The sequence below is a fragment of the Mycobacterium sp. TH-M11 genome (genome assembly GCF_057473725.1).
Genome location: NZ_JBYCLD010000424.1, coordinates 1 through 4050 on the forward strand (window position 1 = coordinate 1; position 4050 = coordinate 4050).

General features: G+C 66.3%; 4 protein-coding genes. 3 read left to right on the forward strand and 1 reads right to left on the reverse strand.

The annotated features are described in order from the left end of the window. Both AC2VOG_RS16680 and AC2VOG_RS16685 read left to right on the forward strand, forming a co-directional pair. Positions 1–531 (forward strand): M23 family metallopeptidase (locus AC2VOG_RS16680; RefSeq protein WP_486940972.1); only part of this gene is annotated, 531 nt, incomplete at its 5' end. A 50-nt stretch (positions 532–581) separates the two neighbouring features. Then, a complete protein-coding gene (locus AC2VOG_RS16685; RefSeq protein ID WP_486940975.1) occupies positions 582–1070 on the forward strand; it encodes a hypothetical protein in 489 nt (162 codons plus the stop codon). Between the two features lie 30 nt (positions 1071–1100). Here the strand turns inward: AC2VOG_RS16685 and pcrA are convergent, their stop codons facing one another. Next, positions 1101–3431: a DNA helicase PcrA gene (pcrA, locus tag AC2VOG_RS16690; RefSeq protein ID WP_486940973.1), complete on the reverse strand. Its 2331-nt coding sequence runs from the start codon at positions 3429–3431 to the stop codon at positions 1101–1103. 200 nt (positions 3432–3631) lie between these two features. Here pcrA and AC2VOG_RS16695 point away from each other — a divergent pair, with 200 nt between their 5' ends. Next, positions 3632–3940 (forward strand): chorismate mutase, encoded by a 309-nt coding sequence (locus AC2VOG_RS16695; protein WP_486940974.1) that lies wholly within the window; start codon positions 3632–3634, stop codon positions 3938–3940. Positions 3941–4050: the final 110 nt, after the last annotated feature.

Here is a 4050-nt window from a genome sequence, read left to right on the forward strand (position 1 = left end):
ACCTCCGACGGCGGTATGCAGCTCGTCACCGTGCGGCCGGCTGCCAACGTCGCCGTGCACAACGCCGAATTGGCTCACGGCGTCGCGTTCGCTCAAGAGCGTGCCCAGCGTGAGGCCCGCCTCCAGCAGCCTCTGTTCGTCATGCCGACCAAAGGCATCTTCACATCGGGCTTCGGCTACCGGTGGGGCGTCCTGCACGCGGGCATCGACATCGCGAACTCGATCGGCACCCCGATCCGTGCGGTCTCCGACGGTCTCGTCGTCGCCGCCGGCCCGACCGCGGGTTACGGCATGTGGGTCAAGCTGCGCCACGCCGACGGAACCGTCACCCTCTACGGACACGTCAACAGCACCACGGTCAGTGCAGGCGAGCGCGTGATGGCCGGTGACCAAATCGCCACCATGGGCAATCGCGGCAACTCCACCGGCCCGCACTTGCACTTCGAGGTGTTGCTCAGCGGCAGCCAGCGCGTCGACCCCGTTCCGTGGCTGGCGAAGCGCGGCCTGTCCGTCGGTACCTTCGCCGGTTGATCGTGACCGATCCGAACTACCCCTCGTGGCCAGGCAGCACCGAAACTGGCATCATTCGGCGCGCGCCCACCGGTCGGCTGCCGACGTCGGACGACACCCGCGCGGCATATGTCGCCCCACCACTGCAGCCGCAGTTCTCGCCCACACCCGTCTCCTTCGGTGAGCCCGGCCGCGCCACGGCGGTGGCCGCCGCGGCGGTCAGCATCGTGAGCGGCTGGGCCACGTCGGTGGTGGCGACCGACCTGATCGCCGGCTGGTGGCACACCGATCGATTGTTCTGCATCGCGGTGGCATTTTTGGCGCTGATCTTCGCGACGGCGACGATTTCCGGGGTGATCTTGCTGTTGCTACGGCAGGCGCTGAGCCGCTACCTGATCGTGGCCGGCGCGGTGGTCGCGATCCTCACCTATCTCGGCGTGTTCATCGCCGGGGCGCGAGTGGCCTGGATCGTGCATACGCTGCCCCTCCTGCCGATCGCCAGCGCGGTGCTGACGCTGCTGCCGCGTACCCGCGACTGGCTGCAGGAGGATCAGCCCTAGCATCGTCGGCGCGCCAAAGCTGTTGCCGCCTCAGAGCTTTGCCACCGGGGCGTGGTTGTGCATCAGCTTGACCCGCCCCGAGCTGCCGAAGTCGATCAGCGACATGGCCGACTCGCCGATTCCCGACACCTCTTCCACGCGGCCCAGCCCGTACTTGTCGTGGGTGACCCGGTCGCCGGGCTCCAGTACCAGCAGCGGCCGTTTGCTCGCCCCGCCCCGCGTTGGTGACGGCCGGGGTGCGCCGAATCGGCCGGCCCCGCTGACCGGCGCACTGAACGATGGGGTCGGGTCGGTACGCCGCCAGTCGATGAGCTCCTGCGGAATCTCGCGCAGGAAACGTGATTCCGGGTTGAGCATCGGCTGCCCCCACGACGACCGGACCTTGGCCCGGCTGAGGAACAGCCGCTGGCGCGCCCGGGTGATCCCGACGTAGGCCAGTCGGCGCTCCTCGGATAGCTCCGTCGGATCGCCCAACGCCCGCATGTGCGGGAACATTCCGTCTTCCCAGCCGGTCACGAAGACCACCGGGAACTCCAGGCCCTTGGCGGTGTGCAACGTCATCAACGTGACCAAACCTGCTGTTTGCTCGGGGATTTCATCGGTGTCGGCCACCAGCGACACCCGCTCCAGGAATTGCGCGAGCACACCGGTGTCCGGCACGTCCTCGTCGTCGGGCACGTCATCGAGCACCGCGGCGTTGGCCAGGTCGGTCGCGAATTCGTGTGCGACGCTGACGAGTTCGTTGAGGTTGTCCAGCCGGGCCAGGTCTTGGGGATCGGAGGAAGACTCCAGCTCCGTGCGGTATCCGGTGCGCTCGAGCACCGCCTCGACCAGTTCGCCGAGATCGCCTTCGGACGAAGCAAGCTTGGTGCGCAGTTCGTCCATCATCTCGACGAAACCCGCAATCGCTTTGGCCGACCGGGTGTTCAGCAGCGGCACCTTGCCTTCGGCGGCGGCTTCCAGCGCGTCGGCGAAGCTGGACCCGGTGTTCTCCGCGTACACCGCAACGCATGCCTCGGCGCGGTCACCGATGCCCCGCCGCGGCGTGTTGAGGATGCGCCGCAGGCTGACCGCGTCGCCGGGGTTGTCCAGCACCCGCAGGTAGGCCACGATGTCGCGAATCTCGCGGCGCTCGTAAAACCGCACTCCCCCGACGACTTTGTACGGAATGCCGGCGCGGATGAACACTTCTTCCACCGACCGCGACGAGTTGTTGGTGCGGTAAAACACGGCCACGTCGTTGTAGGTGAGGTCGCCCTTGGCGGCCAGCGCATCGATTTCCTCGGCGATGAACCGCGCCTCGTCGTGTTCGTTGTCGGCGACATAGCCGACGATCAACTCGCCCTCACCGGCGTCGGTCCACAGCCGCTTGTCGCGACGCGCGGGGTTACGCGAGATCACCGAATTGGCCGCCGACAGGATGTTCTGCGTGGAGCGGTAGTTCTGCTCGAGCAGAATGGTGGTCGCGTTCGGATAGTCGCGCTCGAAGTCTTCGATGTTGCGGATCGTGGCTCCGCGGAACGCATAGATCGACTGGTCGGCGTCACCGACCACGCACAACTCCCCGGGCGGCACACCCTCTTCGCCGGGTTCGAGATCGCGGCCGACCAGCTCGCGGACCAGCACGTATTGCGCATGGTTGGTGTCCTGGTACTCGTCGACCAGGATGTGTCGGAAGCGCCGACGATAGTGGTCGGCGATCTGCGGGAAGGCCTGCAGCACCGCGACCGTCTCCCCGATCAGGTCGTCGAAGTCCAGTGCGTTGGCCACCCGCAGCCGCTGCTGGTACTCGGCGTAGACCGCGGCCACCGTGCGCGCCAGGTCGTCGGAGAGGTCGTCATCGGAGAGGTTGGCCAGCGCCTGCTGTGGGTCGATCAGCTCGTTCTTGAGGTTGGAGATGGCGTTGGCCATCAGCCTCGGCGTATACCGCTTGATGTCGAGGCCCATGTCCTTGCCGATCATCTGCAGCAGACGGCGCGAATCGTCGGCGTCATAGATCGAGAAGTTCGAGTTCAGGCCCGAGATCAGCGACGCCTGATTGCGCAGGATCCGCACGCAGGTCGAGTGGAAGGTCGACACCCACATAGCTCTGGCTCGCGGTCCGACCAGCGTGGCCACCCGCTCGCGCATCTCTGCGGCGGCCTTGTTGGTGAAGGTGATCGCCAGCACCTGGCCGGGACCGACGTCGCGCGCGGCCAGGAGATAGGCGATCCGCCGGGTCAGCACGGCCGTCTTGCCCGAACCGGCGCCGGCCACGATCAGCAGCGGCGAGCCCTCGTGCAGCACCGCCTGGCGCTGTTGAGGATTGAGCCCGTCGAGCAGATGGTCGGTCTCGGATTCGGTTACGTGCTGCACACTCATCGGTTTCCAAACCTACCGCCGATCGGTGACACCTTTGCGCCGGAACGCCTGCAAGTGGCACACTCAGTTTTGTGCTCACTGCGCAGCGGCGATTTTTCTACGGGTACCGGCCGACGGTGCCCGTGGTGTAGCTGCTTCCCAGAGCCCCGCGGTCCACTTCCGGATCCGGGGCTCGTCTCTTGTGTGAGGCCCGAAACCGGATGACACCGCAACAACCTCCGCACAACGAGATTCCGGAGTCCGAGATGACAATCGAAACACAACAACCCACTGACATCGATGCCTTGCGGCTGGAGATAGACCGGCTCGACGCCGAGATCCTGGCAGCGGTCAAACGTCGCGCCGAGGTCTCCCGAGCGATCGGCAAAGCCCGGATGGCCTCCGGCGGCACTCGGCTGGTGCACAGCCGCGAGATGAAGGTCATCGAGCGCTACCGCGAGCTCGGACCCGAAGGCAAGGACCTGGCGATGCTGCTGCTCAGGTTGGGCCGCGGCCGACTCGGCCACTGATCCGCGTCGTCGGCCCATTCACCTCGACTTCAGCGGCGTCCGTCGCGACCTGACTAATGTCGAGGTATGACTGCGGTTGACAATATTCCCGACATCTCGGCGACCCCGGC

Excerpts from the sequence above, each read along its gene's own strand:
- pcrA (WP_486940973.1), bottom strand. The coding sequence starts at position 3,431 with ATGAGTGTGCAGCACGTAACCGAATCCGAGACCGACCATCTGCTCGAC.
- AC2VOG_RS16695 (WP_486940974.1), top strand. The coding sequence starts at position 3,632 with ATGACACCGCAACAACCTCCGCACAACGAGATTCCGGAGTCCGAGATG.